Below are 16,598 nucleotides of genomic sequence, written 5' to 3'. Positions count from 1 at the left end.
CGTATTTCCTTACTTATCTTAATCGCGGAATTCAAATTCCATCTCGCCGATATGGATGGTGTCGCCCTCTTTGGCACCCTTTTCCCGCAGCTTCTCATCGAGATTCTTGATGCGCCAGATGTACTGAAAGCGGCGCACGGCTTCATCGTTGAGGAAGTTGGTCATCTTCACGAGCTTCTCGATATTCTGGCCGGATACCACGAGTTCACCGCTGATATTGCGGGTGATGGTAATCTTGTCCGGGTCTTCCTCATTCTCGTCATAGACCACGACTTCATCTTCCGTCTCCGGCTCTTCTACATAATTGTCGAGCCATTCGCCGGTATAATCGATGAGCTCCTGCACGCCCTCACGGGTAGCTGCAGAAATGGCAAAGAACTTCAAGCCATTCTCCTCCGCCAGCTTCTGCAGACGCGGCAGATTTTCCTGCGCTTCCGGCAGGTCAATCTTATTGGCCACCAGCACCTGCGTGCGGCGGGCAATTTTCTCGCTGTATTTCTTGAGCTCCGCATTGATCTTGTAGTAATCATCAATGGGGTCACGGCCTTCGAGCCCCGAAGCGTCCACGATGTGCAGGATCAGCTTCGTGCGCTCCACATGGCGCAGGAAGTCATGACCAAGGCCCACACCATCAGCGGCGCCTTCAATCAAACCGGGAATATCCGCCATGACAAAGCTCTTCTCATAGTCCGTCTTGACCACACCGAGCACCGGCGTAATCGTCGTGAAATGATACTCTGCAATCTCCGGACGAGCAGCCGAACAGCTGGCCACGAGACTGGATTTGCCTACACTCGGATAGCCTACCAGACCAACATCAGCCAAAAGCTTCAATTCCAGAATCAAATTCTTGGCTTCACCCGGTTCACCGAATTCGGCAAAGGTCGGCGTGCGGTTGGCGGAGTTGGCAAACTTCGCATTGCCACGGCCTCCGCGGCCGCCCTTGCAGACCACCGCCTCCTGACCGATTTCTGTCAGGTCAGCCAACACCTTGCCCGTAGCCTCGTCCTTCACGATCGTTCCGGGCGGTACCTTCACATAGCAAGCCGGTGCATTGGCACCATACTGATTCTTGATGTCCCCGTTCTCACCATTCTTGGCCGTGAATTTCCGATGGAAACGGAAGTCCAGCAGGGTATTCATGTTCTGGTCAACGACAAAAATGACATCGCCACCCCGGCCGCCATCGCCACCAGACGGGCCGCCTTTCGGCACAAACTTCTCTCTTCTGAAAGCCGACTTACCATGACCGCCATCACCGGCCTTCACGATAACGCGGGTTCTATCGATAAACTGCATATTTCCTCCATCTTTTATATAATGTCAATTCGTACTTTTCTTTGCACCAAAGAAAAGTATCACCACGCATTTGCAATACACAAAGGCAAGAGCCGGCATTGCGTTCAATACCGGCTCTTGCCTTTATGCACTACAACGCAACCTAACGCCGTTCCTTATAATATAACAATACCTGCGCTAAAGAGCGCAGGTATCCTTATATGTCTTACATAGCTTCTTCAGCCGTATAAACGCTGACCTGACGCTGGTAGCGGCCTTTGCGCTCGAAAGCAACCTTGCCGGCAACCTTTGCGAACAGGGTATCATCCTTACCGATACCAACGTTGTGGCCCGGATGGAAGTGCGTGCCGCGCTGACGAACCAGAATGCTGCCAGCCGTTACAACCGTACCAGCCTGTTCCTTAACGCCAAGGCGCTTGGAATGGCTGTCACGACCGTTACGCGTGGAGCTAACACCCTTTTTATGTGCGAACAACTGCAAATCAAAAGTAAACATCAAATTCACCTCCGCCGCTTTAAATGATGCGTACACCTTCTGGACTGAGCTTCTCGATCTCCATCAGCCCTAGAAGCATTGTTTGTAAAATCGCCTCGGTCAGTTCATCAGGAGCCCCTTTGAGCCTCACCTTGAGCTGTCCACTCGCTACGGAATAATCCAAGTCGCGATGCAGATGCTCGCCGAGTCCCAAAAGCGCCGTCTGCGTCAAGGAAGAAACTCCTGCACAGACAATGTCCTGACCATGCTCTGCCGTGCCACTATGGCCGGCAACTTCAAAGCCAACGATACGTCCCGCTGGCTCTTTAAAGATTTTCACCTTAATCATGGATTAAGCTTCGATCTTTTCGATAACAACCTTCGTGAACGGCTGACGATGACCCTGACGTTTGCGGTAGTTGCTCTTAGCCTTGTACTTGAAGACCAGAATCTTCTTGTCCTTGCCCTGAGCTTCAACCTTGCCCGTTACCTTGGCACCTTCAACAACCGGCTTGCCAACTTTGACATCACCGTCGTTTACTACCGTCAGAACTTCGTCAAACACTACAGCTTCGCCTTCAGCAGCGGAGAGCTTCTCCACCATGATTACATCACCTTCAGCGACTTTGTACTGCTTGCCACCAGTTTTGATAATTGCGTACATGAAAACACCTCCCTAAAAGATTACTCGCCAGCTACGGCACAGCCCCAAATGGCTGTTTTACGAGCCCCGCTGTGCGGTTGGGGATGGGCTTTAAAACCCAAATCAGACGCACTACATGCGCCTACAGTTAGTAATAGTAGCATAGGCACGGTGGGTTGTCAAGGAAAATCCTGTGACTGGCGAAGAATATTTTTGCGATAGGTTTCACAGTACGCCCATGAGGAAACAGAGGCCTAACCAGCCTGCTGTCCTAAGCAGCCTGACTTTCTTTGGAAAGCCGGGCTTGTTTTATTTCCAACCACAAAAAAGCCCTCCCCGCAGGGAAGGCTTGTATATGGCGCAATCAGGAACGCATAAAGAGATTGATCATAAAGGATATGCTCACAAGCCACATAATCGGGCTGACTTCACGAGGACGATTGGACAAGGTCTTCATGAAGGCGTAGCTGATGAACCCAAAAGCAAAACCATTGGCAATGGACGAGGTCAGCGGCATCATGATGATTGTCAAAAATGCCGGCAACCCGTCGGTAAAGTCAGCAAAATTTACTTTTTCCACATCCGACATCATAAGCGCACCGACCAAAATAAGCGGCGGAGCCGTAGCATACCCCGGCACCAGACCAATCAACGGTGCAAACAGCAGGGAGACGAGGAACAATACCGCTACCGTCACTGCCGTGAGCCCCGTCTTGCCACCAGCAGCAATTCCCGTAGCACTTTCAATGTAAGAAGTTACGGTAGAAGTACCAAAGATAGCAGAAAAAATCGTACCTACTGCATCGGTATTAAGAGCCCGGTCAAGATTTTCAATCTTGCCATCGGGCTTGACCATCTTGGCCTTGGACGTGAGTCCAATCAGCGTACCCATATTATCAAAAAGTTCTACCACCGTGAACGTAAAGATAATGGAGACAATGCCATAATTCCAGGCACCAACGATATCAAGCTTGCCAAAAGTCTCGCCCATATGCGGCAAGGATGTGCTGATGACATCGGCAAAACTGTGCGGCACCGGCGCATACCCCAGCACCATAGCCAAGACCGTGGTAGCAATAATACCAATGAGGATTGCCCCTTGAATTTCCCGGGCCATAAGCACTCCCGTAACGATCAGGCCAAACAGAGACAATGCCGTTTCCGGCTTCGTGATATTGCCCAGGGTGATAAAGGTCGCAGGATCACTGACAATGAGTCCCGTACCCTTGAGACCGATAAACGCGATAAACAGACCGATACCCACACCGATAGCCACGCGCAGATTCTGCGGTACGGCATTGATGATGGCCTGACGCACATGGCTGATGGTCAGGATCAAAAACAGCAAACCAGAGAAAAATACCGCACCCAGAGCCACCGTCCAGTGGAGTCCTAACACACCACAGACGTAGTAAGCAAAGAACGCATTAAGGCCCATGCCCGGTGCCAGCGCCACCGGGTAATTGGCGAACACGCCCATCATCATCGTGGAGAGCGCCGCGATCCAGATGGTGGATGCGATGGCCGCCTCTTTGGGGACACCGGCATCCGCGAGGATGTTCGGGTTGACGAACATGATGTACGCCAGAGCGATAAAGGTGGTGAAACCAGCGATGATTTCCGTCCGCACCGTGGTTTCCTTTTCCCGCAGCTTAAAGAAGCGCTCCAGGAAAGACGGACTTGCTTGCACTTGCATAAAAAATAAAAGCCTCCTCTTTCTTAGGCCGACCATTTATCATAATCCGCCAAGAAAAAAGAAGCTTTATTGATGTCCATAAATACTTCGTTCTTCTTGTAGACTATGACAATTTACGGTTGCCTGTAGAAACGCCCATACCATATCAATGGGCTTATACAAGAAATTAACGATAACAGGATAGCAAAAAACAGGACATATGTCAATTTATTAGAAAATTTATCTTTTTGTCACATTGCGGCCACTTTGGCAAAGGCAATTTCGGCTGCAGCAATGGTACGATTGATGTCTTCATCTGTATGTGCACCGCTCATGAAGAGGGTTTCGAACTGGGAGGGCGCAAGATAGATCCCCTGCTCCAGCATGGCCTTGAACCAGACTTTGAACTTCTCCTGGTCGGCGTTGCAGGAATCCTCATAGTTCAGCACATCCTTATCGCTGAAGAAGATGCCGAACATGGAACCAGCCTGATGGGCCTGAATCGTGACGCCGGCTTCCTTGGCCTTTTCCAACCAGCCAAGGAGCAGTTTCTTCGTCTTAAGGGTCAGCTCACGGCTGTAATCTGCCTTGCCTTCTTCCGGCTCAGCCGTGATGATCTGCAGCGTAGCCAGGCCTGCGGTCATGGCCAGCGGATTGCCGGAGAGAGTGCCCGCCTGATAGACAGGGCCGCTCGGGGAAACCTTGGCCATGATATCCTTGCGGCCGCCATAAGCCGCCACGGGCAGGCCGCCGCCAATGATCTTGCCGAGACAGGTCAAATCCGGCGTGATGCCATAAGCCGCCTGCGCACCACCCAAGGACGCACGGAAACCACACATGACTTCGTCAAAAATCAGCAGAGCGCCATGCTTTTCCGTGAGTTCACGCAGTTTATGCAGATAACCCTGCTGCGGCAGGACAAGCCCCATATTGCCGGCCACCGGCTCTACGATAACAGCGGCAACCTCGTCACCCACTTCATCCATGACCTTCGTGATGGCTTCCACATCATTGTAAGGTACGGAAATGGTGTCCTGCGCCGTGCCCTTCGTGACGCCCGGCGAACTCGGCACGCCGAAGGTGGCCATGCCGGAACCGGCATTGACCAGCAGACTATCGCTGTGGCCATGATAACAGCCGATGAACTTCACGATCTTTTCCCGGCCCGTATAGCCGCGCGCCAGGCGCAAAGCGCTCATGGTGGCTTCGGTGCCGGAGTTGACCATGCGGATGGTCTCAATGGAAGGATAGACTTCCATGACCAGCTTGGCCAGTTCCGATTCAATGCAGGTGGGAGCACCGTAGCTCGTGCCGCGGGTGGCGGCTTCCTGCAGGGCCTTCACGACTTTGGGATGGGCATGGCCCACGACCATCGGCCCCCAGGAGCCCACATAGTCGATGTATTCATTGCCGTCGATATCGTAGATCTTATCCCCTAAAGCATGATCGATAAAGGGCGGATTGCAATCCACGCTCTTATAGGAACGCACGGGGCTGTTGACGCCGCCAGGCATGAGTTCCTTGGCCTCGGCAAAGGCGGCGGCAGATTTTTCCAGATTAAGCATTTGCATCCTCCTTCAACCAACGAGCCACATCCATGGCATGATAGGTGATGATGATATCGGCACCAGCCCGCTTCATGGACAGCAGGGTTTCCATCACGATGCGCTTCTCATCAATCCAGCCATTGGCAGCAGCCGCTTTGACCATGGCATATTCACCGCTGACGTTGTAGACCGCCACAGGATGATGGATATGGTCGCGCACCTGACGCACGATATCCAGATAAGCCAAAGCGGGTTTTACCATGATGATATCGGCACCTTCGGCAATATCGAGATCCACTTCCTTGATAGCCTCATGGGCATTGGCCGGGTCCATCTGATACTGACGACGGTCACCGAAAGCCGGCGCACTGTCAGCGGCATCACGGAAAGGCCCATAGTAGCCCGAAGCGTATTTCACAGCATAGCTCATGATGGAGACATTCTGGAAGCCATTTTCATCCAAGGCTTCACGAATGGCGGCCACACGGCCATCCATCATGTCGGAAGGCGCGATGATATCCACGCCGCACTGGGCTTGGGACACGGCTACCTTCTGCAGGAGTTTCAGCGTCTTGTCGTTATCCACATAGTGGCCTTCGAGATGGCCACAGTGACCATGGTCGGTGTATTCGCACATGCAGACATCGCCCACAATCATAAGTTCCGGCACCTCAGCCTTGATGGCCTTGATGGCGCGCTGAACAGGGCTGGTCATATCCCAGGCACTGGAACCATCAGCATCCTTGTATTCAGGAATGCCGAAGACTTCCACAGACGGAATGCCCAATTCCCAGCATTCCTTGGCCGTCTTGACCGCTTCATCCACGGACAGATGGAAGCAGCCCGGCATGGAGGGAATTTCCTCGCGGACTTTTTCGCCCGGCACAACAAACAGCGGATAGACAAAATCCTTTACCGAAAGGCTGGTCTCCCGCACCATAGCCCGCATAGCGGGGCTGATGCGCATACGGCGGGGACGGAGTTTCTGTTCATACATGACTATAACATCTCCTATTATTTGCAGATAGCCTCCACAAGGCCATCAATGGTATATTCTTTGGCAACAATATCCGGCTCAATCCCTAAGGACTTGGCCGTTTCGGCTGTAATGGGGCCGATGCAGGCAGTCTTGACATCCTTGAGCAAATCTGCCGAACCGATGATTTCCACCAGATTCTTTACGGTGGAAGAACTCGTGAAGGTCACCATATCGAACTGACCGTCTTTGATTTCAGCGGCCAGCGCTTCGCCATCCACCTGACCGCAGACCGTGCGGTAAGCGGCGGCGACTTCGACTTCTGCGCCCATTTCCCTGAGTTTCTCCGGCAGGATTTCCCTTGCCTCCTCAGCCCGGGGAATGAGGATCTTAGCATGAGGCGGCAGTTTGCCCTTGAGAGCTTCAATAATGCCCTCAGCCCGGTATTCACCGGGGATAACATCGGCCACAATACCGTACTGTTTGAGTTTCTCTGCCGTAGCTGAACCGATAGCCGCAATCTTGGCATAGCCTAGCGCACGGGCATCTTTATCCGCCTTAAAGAGGCGGGCAAAGAAACGGCCTACACCATTGGCGCTGGTGAAAATCAGCCAATGGTAATCCTGCACATGGCCAATGGCCTTGTCCAGTGCGGCATAGTTATCCGCAGGGTCAGCCAGCGAAATCGCCGGCGCCTCAATGACCTCTGCCCCGAGATTCTCCAGCTTAGCCGTCAGCTGGGAAGCCTGACTGCGGGCCCGCGTCACGAGAATCCGCTTGCCGAACAGCGGACGCTGGGAGAGATTGTCGAACCACTGCAGACTGTCGCGCAACTTGACCACTTCGCCCACGATAAAGATGGCGGGCGGCTTGATGCCGTTTTTCGCCACATCTTCGGCGGCCTTGCCCACGGTGGTAATCAGCGTACGCTGTTCCGGCTTGGTGCCCCAGCGGATGACAGCGGCTGGTGTATCGGCACTGCGGCCGTTCTCGATCAGCTTGCTCGTGATATGCGGCAGATTGGCCACGCCCATCAGGAATACCAGCGTATCCACACCGGTAGAGAGATGCTCCCAGCGCATATTGCTCTTGCCCTTGGTGGGATCTTCATGCCCCGTCACCACGGCAAATGATGTGGCCACGGCCCGATGGGTCACGGGAATGCCCGCATAGGCTGGCACGGAAATGGCCGACGTGATGCCCGGCACAATCTCGAAGGGCAGGTTGTTTTCCCGCAACAACAGTCCTTCCTCGCCACCCCGGCCGAAGACAAAGGGATCACCGCCCTTGAGGCGCACGACGCATTTGCCTTCTTTTGCCTTGTCCACCAGCAGCTGATTGATATCTTCCTGCTTCATGGTGTGGTTGCTGGAGGCTTTGCCCACATAGATGTATTCGGCATCCTCCGGCGCCCAGCGCAAGATACGGTCATCCGCCAGACGGTCGTAAACCACGACGTCTGCCATTTTGAGGCAATCCACTGCCTTCATGCTGATAAGCCGGTAATCTCCGGGACCTGCTCCTACTAAATAAACCATTCCTGCCATATATGTCATCTCTTTTCGTTTTATTTATCCTGCAGCAAACCGATTTCCTGCAATATTTCCTGCCCGCCTGCGGCGAGAAGCTTTTCAGCCAGAGTCACACCGAGTTTTTCGGCGTCAACGGCCTGACCGTCTAATTTGTCCCGATAGAGGCGCTGGCCGTCCAACGAGGCAATCACGGCTTCTACCTGAATCCCGTCACTGCCTGCGGGCACGGCATAGACGCCCACGGGCACCTGACAGCCGCCCTCTACCCTGCCCAGGAACGCACGTTCCGCTTTGGCGCAATGCACAGTGGCCTCATCATTGAGGAACGCCAGCAGCTTCCGCATCTCTTCATCGTCCTCGCGGGTCTCGATAGCCAGCGCGCCCTGCCCGACAGCGGGCAGTACCATATCCCGAGGCAATACCTCGGTAATGCGCTCACCAAAGCCCAGCCGCTTGAGGCCGGCCACGGCAAGGATGATGGCGTCGAAGTTTTCGCTTTCGAGCTTGGCCAGGCGCGTATTCACATTGCCCCGCAGGTCACAGATATTGAGGTCCGGACGGGCATGCAAAAGCTGTGCCTTGCGGCGCAGGCTTGATGTACCTACTTTTGCGCCACAAGGCAACGCGTCAAATGTCTTGAATTTTGGACTGACCACGGCATCACCGGGGTCGAAACGCTTGGTGATGGCAGCAAGGCACAAGCCTTCCGGCAGTTCTGTGGGCATATCTTTGAGGCTGTGCACCGCCAAATCGATACCACCTGCCAACATATCCATTTCGAGCTCCTTAGTAAAAAGCCCCTTGCCGCCGATCTTGGCCAAGGGGGCATCCAAGATCTTATCCCCCTTGGTAGTCATAAGCTTCAATTCAACTTTTAACTCCGGATATTCTTCCTCCAAGCGGCCTTTCACATATTCTGCCTGCCATAACGCCAGCTTACTGCTGCGCGTACCGATAACAATCGTGTTCTTCACTGTTTGCCGTCTCTCCTATCGTATCTAATTTAAAGAGCGCCCGCATGGCCTCGATATAGAACTGCTCGTTTTCTGTACCTGCAGCGGAGTTCAGCTTCATCATGGGCATGCGCAGGATCTTGCGCACAATCATGCGGCTCATATGCTCTACCTGCCGCCACTGTTCTTCATTGAGATCCGGCAGCTTGGAGCTGGCCCGCTTGACCTCCCGGGCGCGGATGCGCTCGCAGCGGTCAGAAAGCCTGGCCATGAGCGGACGGAAGGACAGATATTGGAAGCGTTCCATGATGGAATCGACTTCTTCCTGCACGATTTTTTCTGCCTGTCTGGCTTCGTGACGGCGCTCCTCGATATGTTCATCCACCACTTCTTCCAGCGCGTCGATATTGTAAAGGGTCACACCTTTGATTTCCCCGACTTCGGGGTCCACATCCCGTGGCACAGCAATGTCAATCAGGAACAACTGTCTTCCCTTTCGCTTGCTCATAAGCTGGCGGGTTTCCCAAGGCTTGATCACATAGTGGGGCGCGCCTGTGGAAGTCACGATCACATCCACATCCACAGCCCGTTTCATCGCCTCTTCAAACAACACGGCTTCACCACCGAATTGCGCCGCCAACAGCTCCGCCCGCTCGATATGACGGTTGGTCACATAGATTTTCTTGACCCCATGTGAAATCAGATGCTGCGCCGTAAGTTCCGCCATCTTCCCGGCACCGAAGATCAAGGCGCTTGCTTCATGAAGTTCGCCCAAGGCCTCTCTTGCCAGCTCCACCGCCGCATAGCTCACGGATACGGAATTGAACTGGATGCGGGTTTCCGTACGCACCCGCTTGCCCGTGGCAATCGCCCGATGGAAGAGCGTATTGAGCACCGTGCTCGTAGTACCCGCCTCCCGGCTCATGGCATAGGCCTCTTTCACCTGGGAAAGGATCTGTCCTTCCCCCAATACCAGTGAATCCAGACTAGAAGCTACCTGAAACAGATGCTGCACGCAGGCCTCATCTGCATAATGATAAAGATATTCATCAATATCCTCCTCATTACCGGTCAGATCAAAGAGAAACTGTTTGAGTGTCGCTAAATCCCTTTCAGGATTCTCCACCACCGCATACATCTCACTGCGATTACAGGTGGATAACACCACAGCCTCCAAAATCCCTTCATACTTTCCTAAATTAGCCAAACCACTCTTCACAGCCGCTTTCGGAATGGAAAAACGCTCACGCACATCAACGGGTGCCGTCTTGTGGTTCAATCCCAGCATCAATAATTCCATTTCTTACCTCTTCCTCCGCTTGGTCCAAATGACCTGCTCTCACTAAATCAATCACATCCTGCGTCAGGGCCTGCCGCCAGAGCCGTTCATGCTCCCGGCTGCCGCCCGGCCTCCCCTTTACTTCCTGACGCAATACATTCAACCGTGCCAAAAATTCGCCAAAACAATCCGGGTATTCATTCTCCAGCCGCTCACGCAGGAGTTTAGCAAAGGCGGGGCTCCCGCCCCCGGTAGAGATGGTCAACAGGAAATCCCCCCGCGCCACCTTGGAAGGAACTGAAAAATCCGTCTGTTCTGGTGCCGCTGCCGCATTGACCAAAGCTCCCATCTCTTTGGCCTCAGCAATAGCCAGATGATTCGCTTCTTTATCACTGGATGTAACAAACACCAATAACGGACGCAAAGGAAGCAGCATTCCAGGATGAAAAACACTGTTTTGCCATACCACCTGTCCCGCTGCCACCAACTTTTGCAATCCTTCCGTCAGTGCCGGTGCGATAACGGTAACCCTGGCCCCTGCTGCCAGCAAATCCCTGACTTTCCGGCCAGCCACCTGTCCGCCGCCAATAACTACACAGGCCTTACCAGCCAGATTGAGATTCAGCGGATACAGCACCATAATCACCTTCTACGTTTTTGTGAATACCTCTCAATTACGAATCGGATTCATATTTTTCTACTATTACTATTATACCTTATACCGGCACGAAAAAAAAGCAGAAATCCATAAAAACACACGGACATCCCATAAATTGCATAACAAACAAAAAGCCTTCCCCAAAAGGGAAGGCTATATGCCAAAATCTATGAAATGTCCGTGCTGAAACAGGAGCATGCCTGCAGATATTTCCCCTTATTCCAGCGAAATGATCTTGTTCTTCAGTACATAGACCAAAGCCTGCGTACGGTCTTCGACCTTTAGTTTACGCAAAACCCGGGTCATATGGTTCTTGACCGTCTTTTCACTGAGCCCCAAGGCCTTGGCAATATCCTGATTGGAAAAACCTTTAGCCACGCACTCCAGTACATCCATTTCCCGGGCAGTCAGACGTTCTCCCCGGCTTTCATCGAGCATTTCCTTGGCCCGGTTTTCCAAATCATCCGTAACATTAGCACTGCCAAACAGCCTTTCCGCCAATTCCGGATAAACAAAGGCATCACCGCCATTGACCACGTGAATCGCCTTGATCAGCACAGCGGGTTCCACATCTTTCAGCAGATATCCCAATGCACCATTTTTCAACATCTCCAGGATATAATTATCACTGTCATGGATTGTCAACGCAATGATACGCGTTTCACATTCTGCCTGCTTCAGCTGCTTCACGACTTCCAGTCCGTTGAGTCCCGGCATATTGATGTCCAGCAAGAGCACGTCCGGCTGCAGCATCAACGTTCTGGCTACCGCTTCCTGGCCATCCTCAGCCTCACCGATAACCTCAAAACCATCCTCGAAATTCAGGACTCTCTTTATTCCTTGTCGTAGAAGCGCATGGTCGTCTGCTATCAAAATTTTAATCGCCATAATCGTTTCCTCCGTTATTAACATTGAATCCATATATTATAGCACATGAGCCTTCAGAAAGATCATCACCTCAGACTCAACATGACTATGTCTGATATTTTTGAAAAAAGCACCTAAAATGGGCAGATCACTAAAAAAGGGAAGCTTGCTCAGGCTATGGGATTCCTCACTGCCAATAAGCCCGCCAATGACCATGGTCTCTCCGTCCCGCAGCCGCACAGTGGTATCAGCGCTGCGCCGCTGGAAGCGGAACGCCTTCAAATCGGTCACAAGTTCCGGCGTACTCACATCCGTATGCACCTCTACCGTAATCCGGCCATCCGCATTCACCCGTGGCGTGCACCGCAGGACAATCCCCGCCTGCCGGTAAGTCACCGTGTTGGTGGTTGCCGTTTCTGTCATGGTCTGGGTGGGCACAGGTACCTCGCCGCCGATCTTGATGACGGCTTCCTGCCCCTGAATGGTCGTAATATTGGGCCGCGCCAGGATTTTAGCCTTTCCATCCGCTATCAGGGAATTGAGCTTCAAACCAAAATAAAATTCAAAGGGCTGCCCCTCCGGCCCATGACCGAACTGGATGACCCCGGGAATTTCATCCGTCTTTCCATTATAACGGCGATTGGTTTCATAATCTACCCGTTCATTGTTTTTTCCCGCGTAATGATATGTTTTTTTACGTTCCGGATACTGTGGTAGTTTTGACCACTCCCATTCCACGCCCAAATTCCTGGACGCACTTTTGGACAGTGCCACTACCTTTGCTTCTATGCTCACCTGTTTGGCCGGCACATCCACCTGCTCCAGAGCAGTCCGCAGCTTCTGCGCCTCAGCCGCCGTGCCATAAAAGATTACCGCCCCGGCAGCCTCGTCCACCATCACTCTGGCAGGACGCTCCTCTGTACCCTTTTTTAACGTTTCCAATTTACTTTTCTTACTCGCTTTATTATCATTCGGCGTTTGGGACTTTTTTCCTGCCTCTCCCAAAGATAAATTTGCAACTTTTGCCAAATCAGCCGGCAAAGCATATCTGGCTTTATAGACATGCACGCTTCTGAGTTCATTGCTCCGTTCTGGTGTGGTCACCACATAGACATTGTCATATTTTTCCAGCAACAACCCCTGTGAAGCAGTCAAAAATCTCAGGATTGCCTCAGGTTCTTCCTGAACATTGACCGTCACGGTTCCGCCAATATTGTCTGCCAGCAAAAGGTTCAGACCACCTAACCTGGCAACGGACATCAGCACGGCACTGGTAGCTGCATGCTGGACTTGAATATGCACAGGTGCTGCTCCAGCCAGATTCTGCCCGCAGAGAAAAATGCCCCCCAGCAGCATCCCTAAACGCTTCACGAGATTCATCTTCAGTTCGCCCCCATATCAGACATCGTCAGCGGCAACTCCAGCACCTGCCCATCGCGCACCAGCGTAACCGTATTGCTCCCCACAGCTGTGACCTGCCAGCCACTCACATGTTCCCCTACGGCAACAGCCGCTGTGTCATCAGCAGTCTGCAGAAGTGCCAGCCGCCCACCAGCACCTTCCCCGATTCCACGGAGGACAAAATCCGCTCTTTTCTTTGGTTGTGCAGGTATTTTTTTCGCTTCTTTCTTTTTAATTGCAATCTTCTGTATATCAGGGTGTGATGACGCCTGCTTCACCTCCGCCCCCTTCACTGCCTGAACCGGTATTTCTCCTTCCCGTTCATGCAGCAAAGAAAATGGATTGCGCAGCGCCTTTCCCTCATCAGCCTGCTGCAAGCCTATTATGCCAGTTGGCACCTCTGCTTCCTCCTGCACCGGTTTCTGCTGCAATACAAGCGGGGGCTCCTCTGCCCTACTGGCATGATAAGCCCCTGCTCCCGCTGTCAACAAAAGAAAAACACTCCCCCATACTCTCAACCTGCGCTGCTTCGCATCCTGTAAATCCATACTCTCGCCTTCTTTACCTGCAATCGATGGAGTGATTTAATCTTATTATACACCTGTTATGCACATTTTTCTATAATATAAGGAAAGCAACACACTCCCTCCTACGATTTTCACACATAAACCACGTGGGCTGGTGATACTCTTACCAAAAAGCATCACCAGCCCACGGGCATGTTCCTATATAGATGAAAACCAATACAGTTTTATTTCAGCGAGCTAACGCCGCCCGCCGTCTGGCGCGGAGTTTATACCACACCATCGGTGCAATCAGCATGGGGACACCGGTGAAGAATGCTTCCCGCAGATCCGGCATGAACACCATGATGACGAGGCAGATGACCTGCGACCAGATGCCAAACAAGGTCACATAGGGGAACAGCGGCGTCTTGTACTTGAGACTGTCTTCCGTTCCTGCCGCAATCATAGCCTTGCGGCTGCGGTACTGGCTCCAGCAGATGGAAATCCAGGCAATGGCACCGGTAAAGCCCGATACCGCCAGCAGATAGGTGTAGATCACCGAATCCGGATTGAAGGCATAGAGCATGATGACCGCCCAGCAGGCGCAGATGGAAATCCAGATGGCATGAGCCGGCATGCCGTTCTTATTGAGCGTGCCGAAGGCTTTCGGTGCCATATCCATCTTCGCCAGCGCATGCATAGCGCGCGCCGCGCCATACAAACCGGAATTGGAGCAGGAAATCGCCGCCGTCAGGATGACGAAGGCAAAGAACGCGCCAAATCCCGTAAGGCCATACTGATTCACAGCCGCCGCAAAGACGCTTTCCTCCAGTGAAGCCTTATCCCAGGGCAGGATGGAAACCAGCAAAGTGATTGGAATGATGTAGAGTGCGATGATCCGCCAGGTCACATTGCGCACAGCGATGGGAATGCTCTTGGCAGGATCCTTGCACTCGCCAGCCGCCAGACCAATGATTTCCGTACCCTGAAAGTTCACGAGGATAATCACCATGGTCAGTACGATGGACCAATAACCGTTGGGGGCAAAGCCACCGCTACCCAAAAGCACACTGGCCCCGATATAGCCCTGGTCGCCGATAAGGCCGAAACAGATCAGCGCCGCCACCACGCTGAACGCCATCAGCGCAATAATCTTGATAAGCGCCAGCCAGGATTCGCTTTCCCCGAATTTATCGACATGAAAGAGATTGATACAGGTCACCAGCAGGCTGAAAAAGACCGCCCACCATAGCTGGCTCACCGCCGGCAAAAAGAGATTCATGATGATGCCTGCGGCAATCATTTCCGAGGGCACATAGGCCACCCAGGTCAGCCAGTAGGCCCAGCCTACCCCGCAGGCCCAGGTCGGAGAGATATGCTCCCGGGCATAAGTGACGAAAGAACCCGAAATGGGTTTTTCCACCGCCAGTTCCGCCAGGCAAAGCATCACGCAGAGCACGATGATGCCCCCCAGCAGATACGCCAACACCGCCGCAGGCCCTGCCTGCTCCAGCACATACCCCGTCCCCAAGAAATAGCCGCTGCCGATGACCCCGCCGAGGGAGATCAGCTGCAAGTGCCTGTTCTTCAGACCTCTGTTCATTTTTGTTTCGTTCATGGACTTAATAACACAACCTTCCCAGCACCGCTGCTTTCTGTGATTTGTATAGCTGCTGCCATCCGCGATGCTTCATATAATAAGCTAAGAATACTACAAATCCAGTTGAATTACCATAAATTTTTTTGTCCAAACGCCCTTTTTTTCCATGTATACAATAGGTATACTAGAAAGAGATAATTTTTCGTGAAATCAGGAGGTCTTATGCATAGCTATCGTACCATTGAGGAAATTGACGACCGCGTGGAAACGCTTTATGAAATACAGAAATCCAAGTTCATCACCCATCTGCGCCATGTAGATACAGAAGAGGAAGCCCGGGAATTCATCACAGCCATCAAGAAGCGCTACTTCGATGCCCGCCATAACTGCTCTGCCTATGTGCTGGGAGAAAAGGCGGACAAACAGAAATCCAATGATGACGGCGAGCCCGGCGGCACCGCAGGCAATCCCATCCTGGAAGCCATCAAAAAAAACGGGCTGACCAATATCGTCGTGGTGGTCACCCGCTATTTCGGCGGTATCAAATTAGGAGCAGGCGGCCTGATCCGTGCCTACTCCCATGCAGCAGCTCTCGGCATTGAAGCTGCCACTATACTGGAAATGACGCCCTTTTCCCAGCTCGATGTAGCTGTCGGCTACGAACACCTCGCCACCATCGAACACTATATGCGCCAGAACGAACTGCGCAGCCTGGAGGCCGACTACGGCGAGGGCGTCACCCTGCACTTGCTCATTGCCCCCTCTGAACTGGAAAAGGTCACAGAAGACATCACCAATATGACCGCAGGCAGGGCAAAACTTTCATCCGAATCCGAACAACGCATCCCCATCCGAATCGAAAAGCCCTGAAAAGCAAATTGCAGTTTGTAGTTTAGTTCGTGCTGAAGGTATCCCGTTCATACGCAGCAGGGGTTCACGGGGGAGTGCTTTTTCTGTTTCCGCTAAACGACCCTCCCTGTAAGGTTAGAGATGTTTAGCTGGATTGCGCCGGGCAGGCCAGCGGCGCGTCTTTCAGCGTGCTCTTTAGCTGCTGCCTACGTCGGGCCGGTCTTCGCTGCGCTCAGACGGTCGCTCCCACAGAAAAAGCACTCCCCCGTTCGCCCCCCGTCACGATTTTGGCAATTGACACGAACTCGGTTCTCCTGTAACAAGAACATCGATGTGCT

16 protein-coding genes and 1 riboswitch are annotated in these 16,598 nt (G+C 52.8%); of the genes, 1 reads left to right on the top strand and 15 read right to left on the bottom strand.

Features of this window, described 5'->3' with window-relative positions:
- Positions 1 to 18: 18 nt before the first annotated feature.
- The 15 genes from obgE to BUB68_RS08785 all read right to left on the bottom strand — a co-directional run bounded on the left by obgE (position 19) and on the right by BUB68_RS08785 (position 15,429).
- Positions 19 to 1,299, bottom strand: a complete 1,281-nt coding sequence (gene obgE / locus BUB68_RS08855; protein ID WP_014425457.1) for a GTPase ObgE — start codon at positions 1,297 to 1,299, stop codon at positions 19 to 21.
- A gap of 205 nt (positions 1,300 to 1,504) precedes the next feature.
- Positions 1,505 to 1,795, bottom strand: coding sequence for a 50S ribosomal protein L27 (gene rpmA / locus BUB68_RS08850; protein WP_026761230.1), 291 nt, complete (start codon positions 1,793 to 1,795; stop codon positions 1,505 to 1,507).
- A 19-nt stretch (positions 1,796 to 1,814) separates the two neighbouring features.
- A complete protein-coding gene (locus BUB68_RS08845; protein WP_073090260.1) occupies positions 1,815 to 2,123 on the bottom strand; it encodes a ribosomal-processing cysteine protease Prp in 309 nt (102 codons plus the stop codon).
- Between the two features lie 3 nt (positions 2,124 to 2,126).
- The gene (gene rplU, locus BUB68_RS08840; protein WP_014425460.1) at positions 2,127 to 2,438 is read right to left on the bottom strand and encodes a 50S ribosomal protein L21; all 312 of its coding nucleotides are present in this window, start codon (positions 2,436 to 2,438) and stop codon (positions 2,127 to 2,129) included.
- 343 nt (positions 2,439 to 2,781) lie between these two features.
- Entirely contained in the window at positions 2,782 to 4,113 is a 1,332-nt protein-coding gene (locus BUB68_RS08835) for an NCS2 family permease (protein WP_073090257.1), read from the bottom strand.
- A 79-nt stretch (positions 4,114 to 4,192) separates the two neighbouring features.
- Positions 4,193 to 4,295, bottom strand: a riboswitch (purine riboswitch).
- A gap of 48 nt (positions 4,296 to 4,343) precedes the next feature.
- Positions 4,344 to 5,657 carry a glutamate-1-semialdehyde 2,1-aminomutase gene (hemL, locus tag BUB68_RS08830; RefSeq protein WP_073090255.1) on the bottom strand — a complete coding sequence of 438 codons (1,314 nt, stop codon included), beginning with the start codon at positions 5,655 to 5,657 and terminating at the stop codon, positions 4,344 to 4,346.
- The gene (gene hemB / locus BUB68_RS08825) at positions 5,650 to 6,636 is read right to left on the bottom strand and encodes a porphobilinogen synthase (RefSeq protein WP_073090252.1); all 987 of its coding nucleotides are present in this window, start codon (positions 6,634 to 6,636) and stop codon (positions 5,650 to 5,652) included. Before hemB ends, hemL begins: the two co-directional genes overlap by 8 nt.
- Positions 6,637 to 6,653: 17 nt before the next feature.
- Complete coding sequence (cobA, locus tag BUB68_RS08820) at positions 6,654 to 8,162, bottom strand: uroporphyrinogen-III C-methyltransferase (protein WP_073090249.1); 1,509 nt, start codon at positions 8,160 to 8,162, stop codon at positions 6,654 to 6,656.
- 20 nt (positions 8,163 to 8,182) lie between these two features.
- Positions 8,183 to 9,121: a hydroxymethylbilane synthase gene (gene hemC / locus BUB68_RS08815; protein ID WP_073090246.1), complete on the bottom strand. Its 939-nt coding sequence runs from the start codon at positions 9,119 to 9,121 to the stop codon at positions 8,183 to 8,185.
- Positions 9,084 to 10,400, bottom strand: a complete 1,317-nt coding sequence (gene hemA / locus BUB68_RS08810; RefSeq protein ID WP_073090243.1) for a glutamyl-tRNA reductase — start codon at positions 10,398 to 10,400, stop codon at positions 9,084 to 9,086. The genes hemC and hemA overlap by 38 nt, the downstream gene beginning before the upstream one ends.
- Positions 10,354 to 11,019, bottom strand: a complete 666-nt coding sequence (locus BUB68_RS08805) for a precorrin-2 dehydrogenase/sirohydrochlorin ferrochelatase family protein (RefSeq protein ID WP_081371936.1) — start codon at positions 11,017 to 11,019, stop codon at positions 10,354 to 10,356. The genes hemA and BUB68_RS08805 overlap by 47 nt, the downstream gene beginning before the upstream one ends.
- 234 nt (positions 11,020 to 11,253) lie before the next feature.
- Positions 11,254 to 11,925: a response regulator gene (locus BUB68_RS08800; protein WP_073090240.1), complete on the bottom strand. Its 672-nt coding sequence runs from the start codon at positions 11,923 to 11,925 to the stop codon at positions 11,254 to 11,256.
- Between the two features lie 36 nt (positions 11,926 to 11,961).
- Complete coding sequence (locus BUB68_RS08795; RefSeq protein WP_073090237.1) at positions 11,962 to 13,284, bottom strand: secretin N-terminal domain-containing protein; 1,323 nt, start codon at positions 13,282 to 13,284, stop codon at positions 11,962 to 11,964.
- Positions 13,285 to 13,286: 2 nt separating this feature from the next.
- The gene (locus tag BUB68_RS08790) at positions 13,287 to 13,853 is read right to left on the bottom strand and encodes a hypothetical protein (protein ID WP_073090235.1); all 567 of its coding nucleotides are present in this window, start codon (positions 13,851 to 13,853) and stop codon (positions 13,287 to 13,289) included.
- A 208-nt stretch (positions 13,854 to 14,061) separates the two neighbouring features.
- Complete coding sequence (locus tag BUB68_RS08785) at positions 14,062 to 15,429, bottom strand: amino acid permease (protein WP_073090232.1); 1,368 nt, start codon at positions 15,427 to 15,429, stop codon at positions 14,062 to 14,064.
- Positions 15,430 to 15,633: 204 nt separating this feature from the next.
- Between BUB68_RS08785 and BUB68_RS08780 the strand changes: the two genes are divergently transcribed.
- Entirely contained in the window at positions 15,634 to 16,281 is a 648-nt protein-coding gene (locus BUB68_RS08780; RefSeq protein WP_073090229.1) for a YigZ family protein, read from the top strand.
- Positions 16,282 to 16,598: the final 317 nt, after the last annotated feature.

It is taken from the genome of Pseudoselenomonas ruminantium, from assembly GCF_900142515.1.
Lineage (GTDB): Bacteria > Bacillota > Negativicutes > Selenomonadales > Selenomonadaceae > Selenomonas_A > Selenomonas_A ruminantium_D.
This window is presented reverse-complemented; position numbering and strand designations above follow the sequence as displayed.

Bases quoted from the DNA above. Each gene is read 5' to 3' on its own strand.
- obgE (WP_014425457.1), bottom strand. From the start codon at position 1,299: ATGCAGTTTATCGATAGAACCCGCGTTATCGTGAAGGCCGGTGATGGC.
- rpmA (WP_026761230.1), bottom strand. From the start codon at position 1,795: ATGTTTACTTTTGATTTGCAGTTGTTCGCACATAAAAAGGGTGTTAGC.
- BUB68_RS08845 (WP_073090260.1), bottom strand. From the start codon at position 2,123: ATGATTAAGGTGAAAATCTTTAAAGAGCCAGCGGGACGTATCGTTGGC.
- rplU (WP_014425460.1), bottom strand. From the start codon at position 2,438: ATGTACGCAATTATCAAAACTGGTGGCAAGCAGTACAAAGTCGCTGAA.
- BUB68_RS08835 (WP_073090257.1), bottom strand. From the start codon at position 4,113: ATGCAAGTGCAAGCAAGTCCGTCTTTCCTGGAGCGCTTCTTTAAGCTG.
- hemL (WP_073090255.1), bottom strand. From the start codon at position 5,657: ATGCTTAATCTGGAAAAATCTGCCGCCGCCTTTGCCGAGGCCAAGGAA.
- hemB (WP_073090252.1), bottom strand. From the start codon at position 6,636: ATGTATGAACAGAAACTCCGTCCCCGCCGTATGCGCATCAGCCCCGCT.
- cobA (WP_073090249.1), bottom strand. From the start codon at position 8,162: ATGGCAGGAATGGTTTATTTAGTAGGAGCAGGTCCCGGAGATTACCGG.
- hemA (WP_073090243.1), bottom strand. From the start codon at position 10,400: ATGGAATTATTGATGCTGGGATTGAACCACAAGACGGCACCCGTTGAT.
- BUB68_RS08805 (WP_081371936.1), bottom strand. From the start codon at position 11,019: ATGGTGCTGTATCCGCTGAATCTCAATCTGGCTGGTAAGGCCTGTGTA.
- BUB68_RS08800 (WP_073090240.1), bottom strand. From the start codon at position 11,925: ATGGCGATTAAAATTTTGATAGCAGACGACCATGCGCTTCTACGACAA.
- BUB68_RS08795 (WP_073090237.1), bottom strand. From the start codon at position 13,284: ATGAATCTCGTGAAGCGTTTAGGGATGCTGCTGGGGGGCATTTTTCTC.
- BUB68_RS08790 (WP_073090235.1), bottom strand. From the start codon at position 13,853: ATGGATTTACAGGATGCGAAGCAGCGCAGGTTGAGAGTATGGGGGAGT.
- BUB68_RS08785 (WP_073090232.1), bottom strand. From the start codon at position 15,429: ATGAACGAAACAAAAATGAACAGAGGTCTGAAGAACAGGCACTTGCAG.
- BUB68_RS08780 (WP_073090229.1), top strand. From the start codon at position 15,634: ATGCATAGCTATCGTACCATTGAGGAAATTGACGACCGCGTGGAAACG.